6 protein-coding genes and 1 pseudogene are annotated in these 6,633 nt (G+C 56.5%); 4 read left to right on the forward strand and 3 right to left on the reverse strand.

Features of this window, described 5'->3' with window-relative positions; all coding sequences use genetic code 11:
- Window positions 1-490 precede the first annotated feature (490 nt).
- Entirely contained in the window at window positions 491-1,411 is a 921-nt protein-coding gene (locus FS320_RS35540; RefSeq protein ID WP_152717069.1) for a recombinase family protein, read from the forward strand.
- A gap of 298 nt (window positions 1,412-1,709) precedes the next feature.
- Here the strand turns inward: FS320_RS35540 and FS320_RS35545 are convergent, their stop codons facing one another.
- From FS320_RS35545 to FS320_RS35555, 3 genes and pseudogenes are all read right to left on the reverse strand, one after another.
- Window positions 1,710-2,051, reverse strand: a complete 342-nt coding sequence (locus tag FS320_RS35545) for an HVO_A0114 family putative DNA-binding protein (protein ID WP_152717070.1) — start codon at window positions 2,049-2,051, stop codon at window positions 1,710-1,712.
- A complete protein-coding gene (locus tag FS320_RS35550; RefSeq protein ID WP_152717073.1) occupies window positions 2,048-2,332 on the reverse strand; it encodes a toxin-antitoxin system TumE family protein in 285 nt (94 codons plus the stop codon). Before FS320_RS35550 ends, FS320_RS35545 begins: the two co-directional genes overlap by 4 nt.
- Before the next feature lie 123 nt (window positions 2,333-2,455).
- Window positions 2,456-2,671 (reverse strand): annotated as a pseudogene (locus FS320_RS35555) (WGR domain-containing protein); the annotation flags it as partial.
- Window positions 2,672-2,995: 324 nt separating this feature from the next.
- Here FS320_RS35555 and FS320_RS45505 point away from each other — a divergent pair.
- The 3 genes from FS320_RS45505 to repB all read left to right on the forward strand — a co-directional run bounded on the left by FS320_RS45505 (window position 2,996) and on the right by repB (window position 6,159).
- Window positions 2,996-3,160 (forward strand): site-specific integrase, encoded by a 165-nt coding sequence (locus FS320_RS45505; protein WP_153885374.1) that lies wholly within the window; start codon window positions 2,996-2,998, stop codon window positions 3,158-3,160.
- 717 nt (window positions 3,161-3,877) lie between these two features.
- Complete coding sequence (gene repA, locus FS320_RS35560) at window positions 3,878-5,098, forward strand: plasmid partitioning protein RepA (RefSeq protein WP_152717071.1); 1,221 nt, start codon at window positions 3,878-3,880, stop codon at window positions 5,096-5,098.
- A complete protein-coding gene (repB, locus tag FS320_RS35565) occupies window positions 5,098-6,159 on the forward strand; it encodes a plasmid partitioning protein RepB (protein WP_152717072.1) in 1,062 nt (353 codons plus the stop codon). The genes repA and repB overlap by 1 nt, the downstream gene beginning before the upstream one ends.
- Window positions 6,160-6,633 lie beyond the last annotated feature (474 nt).

Genomic DNA, 6,633 nt, shown 5'->3' on the forward strand with positions numbered 1-6,633 from the left:
CGAGACCAGCTCGCGCAGGGCTGTCGAGGACAGCGGCTTGTTGGAACGATCAGGCGAGGTCATGCCGGGATTGAATCATGAATGCCCGAAGGGAGGAATCCCTCGCCCCCTAAAATGCCCCAGTTACCCCGAAAGCCACGTCTGCGCCCCCAAGCTAACTTGTTGATCTAAGAAGCTATAGCTTAGCCGAGAGAAGCGAAGCAAGGTTTGGCTACGACGAAGGGTGAGGCATAGCGGCACTCTGCAAAGCGGCATCCGCTCAGATCAAGAACGGTGTGTCGAGTGAGCCGTTCTGGGGTCGCTTCCACGGGCCTTGATAGCACTGAAGGGCTCCAGAAGCCCTTGTTTTAGGCCATTTTGGCAGGCCTGTGGGAAGTCCTTCCTTTCCCGGCTGGTTAACAAAATGGCTTGAGATACGTTTGCAAACGATCAGTTGCTCGCAACAAGCGAAAGTGTACAAAGGGCATGAAAGCCGTCTCGGAAAATCTTAATGGCCCCTCCCCTCTCGAAAGCTCGCCTCATTGGCTACGCCCGCGTGTCTACTGAGGATCAGGCGCACGATGCTCAGCTCGATGAACTGCGCGCTGCCGGCTGCGCCGAGATCCACCAGGAGCACGGATCCGGCGCAAGTCGGGCCCGGCCGGTGCTGACGCGGCTCATCCGGGAGATCAAGCCGGGTGAGGTCCTGGTCGTGGTACGTCTGGACCGCCTGGCGCGTTCAGTGAGCCATCTTCTTGAGGTGATCGAAACCTTAGAGGCCAGGAACGCGCATTTCCGGTCCCTGCGCGACCCCATCGACACTTCGACCCCACAAGGTATATTTTCCTTGCAGGTGCTCGGCGCTGTCGCTCAGCTTGAGCGCTCCCTCATCTCGGAGCGGACGCGGGCCGGCATCAAGGCGGCAAAGGCGCGAGGCAAGAAGCCGGGCAATCCGGGGATGCGCGAGCGTCGGCCAGAGGCCATCCGCAAGATCGCCCTCGCCCGCGAGAAGGTCTATCTCGATGAGCTGATTGCCAGCGCAGATCGCTGGATGCCGACAGTTCGCCGCATGCGTCCGCAGCATCCTTGGGAAGACGTTGTTCGCGTACTCGGCAACAGCGGGCAAACGTGGACCGTGGCCCGGCTGCGGCGCGCGGTCGGCAAGCTTGTGGCGCAGCACATGACGGATCCTGCCCTCCTCCAGCCTGCTCCACGCAAGAACCCGGAGGATCGGCTCATGACGCTGATTGCCGGCATCGCCATGACCGACCCAAGCCTCTCATTGCGGGAGATCGGAGCACAGCTCAAACGCATGCGGGAGCGGACCCCTCGCGGCGCCCTGAAATGGTCAGCTTCGTCAGTGAAAAAGCAACTTGAACTGGCGAAGAAGCACGGCCTTGCGCTCCCGCCAGACGCTCACGACGAGCGCTGACATCTTCCAAGACGCCATGGATCTGCATCAGCCGATTAAGTCAGCCTGTTGCGATGGCGGTCATTGGGTAGGCGAAGATGGCCAAGGCTGCGCGGTCGAAGGGATAAATAGTTAAACCCCTTCACTCTTCTGGAGGGGTTTTCCTTGGACCTCATTGGCGTAACGTGATCGTCGGTCTCTCCCGGTTTCGTCCGCTGGACTGCCGCGATCTCGAGGCCTCGACGCCGGCCGATCCAGGAGGCTCCGCGAGCCCCGATCGTGCCGGCGTCGCCAGTCCTCACTTAAGCGGCCTTTAGACTTAAGCGGCCTTTAGCATGAAGTCGACGTGAACAGCGTCGTAGGGGAAGACGACGAGCCCTTCGTCCGTTCGATCGATGACGCCGGCCTCCAGAAGCGCATGAACATCCCCGTGCACGGCCTTCACGTCACGGTCGACGCGGCGGGCAATCTCGCGGATTGTCAGGGGGCCCTGCCCTGTCATGATCTTGAGGATTTCCCAGCGCTTCTTCGTCAGCGTCTGCCAGAGGAGTTCGACGGAAGCGAACGAGATATGCGCGCCCTGGGCCTCGCCCCCGAAGGCGGCTAGCGCGCGCTGGGTCACGTCCTCACGGGATGCGACAGAAAGGGTCACTGTGGTCATTCAGGCCTCCATTGGTCGACATCGCGCCAGAAGTCCGCGAGCAGCTGGGCCGGATTCGTGAAGCGGTAGCCCGTCTCGATCGTACCAACGTGCTTGTGATCGCCCTTCCCGGCCTCATTATCGTAGCGGAGCACGCAGGTGCCCTTCACGACATAGGCTAGCGCGTACTTATACTCGTGCTCCGACCCACGCACCGGATGCGGGACCCGCCAGACCCGAAGCTCGACGAATGCGTCGTCCGCAGTCTGGTGGCGCTCACGGAGCAGGAGTTCGGCCTTCATGTTGGAGTTTATGCCAACACGAAGAGGTGTTGTCAAACACTCCAACGCTTGAGGACAGCATTTGTGCCGTGTGGAGGTCTGCCTAGGGAAAACGATGCCGCTTGAGGTAGCCCGTCTTTGCTTCCGGTGCAGCCAAGCCTCAAGAACCTCGACCGCTCTGCTCTCGCTCTCGTAGAGTTCGATCTTGCGTTGTCGTGCAGTACCGATGCGCTCCCACTCACGGATCAGGGCCACATCACCGAATAGGCTCGCGTCAATTGATAGGACGTAAGACCAAGCTATTTTGGCATTCGGGTCGACGCGGTTAAGCACCAGATATCGGATCTTGTCGTTAGGCATGCTCCAGTGCCGCGTCTGTGCGCGATGACAGCCAATTTAAAATAGAGAATCGATCAACGAAGAACAGCTTCAGGACGGTGATAGATGTTCGGCGAGAAATGGGGCCCCGTCTGGAAATGCGCCGCCTTAAACCTAAGACAAGGGCGAGAGACAACTGAGTATTCGTGGAAGCGCACATCTGGATCTGTCGAGCGCTTATAGCCAATCGATCTACATTTCAGATGATCTCCGACTTTTTCAATCAAACCTGCGCCTAAAGCCGGCTACGAAAGGGCAGGGTCGCTTTGCCTTCGCGGCGGGGCAGGCAGATATGGACCAGCACGCGTGGAAGTATTTCCTGAGATCACCTCAGGGCCGATCTTCCACGACGTCCGTGAGGTCGGCTCCGTTGAGGCGAACGCTCTCACCCCGCAATTGGTCAATCTCATGGTGGAGAAGCGCTGCCGGATGGCGTGCTCGCTCCCGCAGATCTCAGCGCCCAGGGGCTGAGATCTGCTTTAGAACTAAAGCCGGACGGAACGGGATTCCGCGGCTGGACCCTATGCCAATCAGTTCACAAATCGATTCAGCAGGCAACCGGCTACTACGATGAGCAGGGGCATGCTCAAAGCAAATCTGCCAGAAGTGATCGTTATCTGTCGGAAAGCTGGTCTCAATCAATAGAGAGCCAAGTTTGTAGCTGCAAACGAGATCTAATAGCGCGGAGGTAAGTGCCAGCGAAGCCGCAATGAGGGGCAAGCCCCCGAAGAGTCCGGACAGCTTTGGCCTAGCGCAGTTCCAAGTTTGTAGCTGCAAACCGGCAACAGGGGCACCGATCATACGTCGATTGAGCGGGGAGGGTGGTTCCTAGAGGTCAAGCACTCACTGGTTTGTAGCTGCAAACCAAGTGCCACCTGCTGTAAGTCCACCCCTCGTCGTCAAGCAACAAAGTCGCGACATTCGTCGCGCTGATCGATATCCAGCCCGCTAATGACATTTCATCTGTTGGCCGCTCGGAGAGTGCCTAAGCTGCAACCCTCTCGGCTAGCCGAGAAAAATTTGTTTGCAGCTACAAACCGCCTATTCGTCAACAACCCTGGCATGGAATGACCCAAAGATAAAAAATCCTCAGCCAGCCCGCTAATGTTAACAAATCGGAAAGGATTTCAGGGCCAACTACGGAAACAGCCAACTTTTTGGCCCGTTTCCGTATCCGTGAGGAATGCCATGGCTCTGGCGCAACAGAAAACCGAGGTACCCGTCGACGAGTCCCAATGGGTGGATGAACTGATTGGTATTCATGCGAGGGATCTCTCCAAACAACTGCAGTCCCAACGCCTAGCTCTCTATCCGCCGCTCGCTCGTAAAACACTTCGCAAGTTCACATCTGGTGAGGCTGCCAAGATCCTCGGTGTTGCGGATGCTTACCTGCGTCAGCTCTCCCTGGAAGGGAAGGGACCCCAAACCGAGATGCTGCCGAATGGAAGGAGGCAGTATAGCTTGGAAGACCTCCACGCACTTCGGCAGTACCTTGATGAGACGGGCAAGTCCGACCGGCGTTATATGAAGCACCGAACCGGGAGAGAGCATCTGCAGGTCATTTCCTGCGTAAATTTCAAGGGTGGAAGCGGAAAGACCACCACCTCTGCTCATCTTGCTCAATATCTTGCCCTGCAGGGTTATCGGGTTTTGGCTATCGATCTCGACCCTCAGGCAAGCCTCTCGGCACTCCATGGCATTCAGCCAGAATTCGACGTGGATCCAAATCATACCCTTTACGGATCGATCCGCTACGATGGGGAACAGCGACATCCGGAGGAGATCATCCGGAAAACCTACTTCCCTGGCCTCGATATTATCCCGGCTAATCTTGAGCTCATGGAGTTCGAGCACGAGACGCCTAAGGCGTTAATGGACCGGCAAAATCCTTCAACGCCCTTCTTCAAGCGCATCGGAATGAGCCTCAAGGCCGTGGAGGAGAACTATGACGTCGTCGTGATCGATTGCCCACCGCAACTTGGGTTCCTCACGCTTGCGGCGCTCAGCGCCTCCACGTCGATGGTCGTTACTGTTCATCCCCAGATGCTCGACGTCATGTCGATGTGCCAATTCCTCACGATGGCCTCCGAAATGCTTCGCGTCGTCCGGGAAAACGGCGGCAGCATGAAGTACGATTTTACCCGCTACCTGATCACTCGTTTCGAGCCAGGCGACGGGCCTCAGAGCCAAATGGTCGATTTTATGCGTACGATGTTCGGACAGCACGTTCTGACGAACGCTATGCTAAAGAGCACCGCGATTTCCGACGCTGGTCTGACGAAGCAGACCATCTATGAGGTGTCACGAGAACAGTTCACGAAATCTACGTTCGATCGCGCAATCGATGCGATGAACAATGTGAACAGCGAGATTGAAGCACTAATCAAACAGGCTTGGGGGAGGATCTAATGGCACGTGACTTGCAGGCGATTTTGAAAGCCAACCTCGAACAAACTGACGAGGTGGAAACCCCCAAGACAATCGTCCAAATGCCAAAGCAACCGCAGCCGAACGTTGACGACAAGCGTTCCAGGTTCGCTGCTATGATGTCTGAAGGCCGCGCTCCTGTGGGAGCGATGGGAGTTGCCCTTGAGAACATGAAGGGGCAATCAGAGGCCGAGATTTCAGCTCTCAAAGCTCAGATCGAATCTGGCCACACCGTTGTTGAGATCGAAACTGACAAAATCGACAGATCCTTTGTAACTGACCGAATGGACGGATCCGATGACGCCCTGGCTAGTCTGAAAGAGCAAATCAAGAACCAGGGCCAGATTGTCCCCATCCTTGTGCGACCTCACCCAGAGATCGCGGGGCGATACCAGATTGCATTCGGTCATCGCCGCGTTGCCGCCGCGGCAGCCTTGGGCATCAAAGTCAGAGCCGTCATTAAAGATTTGAGCGATGAAGATCTGGTTATCGCCCAAGGACAGGAGAACAACGAGCGTCTAGATCTGTCCTACATCGAGCGGGCACGGTTTGCGGCGACACTCGAAGAGCGCAAATTCACACGCGCGACGATTATGGCAGCTCTTTCAGTTAGAAAGGGTGATCTATCTTCACTCATTTCTATCGCAACCAAGATCCCCGCAGATATCATTAGTGCGATCGGGCGAGCACCAAGCATTGGACGACCGAGGTGGTTGGACTTCCTTGCGCTTGTTCTCGAGGCTAATGGCGTCGGCCGAGCCCGTGAAATCATCAAGAAACCGGACTTTGTGAAACTCGAATCCGACGAAAGATTCCAGACACTATTTACAAAGCTGTCAAAGAGGGAGCGGGTAGCTCCGGAGAATTTGGCCTCGGAGTTCAGCTTCTGGAAAGACCCGGACGGGCGTCGTCTCGCAAAAGTCAATGATACAGAGACGAAGTACACGCTGCAGATCGATAAAAGCATCGATCCGGAGTTTGGTTCATTCGTCTTCTCAAAGCTGGACGACCTCTACGCAACTTACAAAGCTAACAAGCAGTGATGCCGTGGGGCAGGACCTAGGTTCTGCCCCCTCTGCGTTGCGCCCGTCCTCAAACGTCATTCTTTCATTGCGAAATGCGCTGATTTATCAGAATTGTGGAACAGATCCGAGCACCAGCAAGTGCTCACCAATCCAACGGGAGGCACCAAAAGGAGGGCACCGCAGTGATGTCAATCATGTCCGGCGAGCCGTACAAAGATGGGTACTGCATTCAACTGATCGTTTGAAGACGTCTCTCAAGCTATTTCGTTAACCAGCAGGGGAGGGGAGGGCTTCCCTCAGGCCTGCTAAAATGGCTTAAAAACAAGGACTTTGGCAGTTTAGCCGTAACATTGGCAAAAGTCCGGGCTGAGCTGGCGGGTCGGGGTTCCGGCGCAGCGACAATTCTGATTCAATCCCCTGCATGTCACCGGCCCCGGATCTTGATGGCCTGTCGAACGCCGATCTGAAGCGGTTGGTGCTGGAGCTGTTGGG

The sequence above is a fragment of the Microvirga tunisiensis genome (genome assembly GCF_009296175.1).
Lineage (GTDB): Bacteria > Pseudomonadota > Alphaproteobacteria > Rhizobiales > Beijerinckiaceae > Microvirga > Microvirga tunisiensis.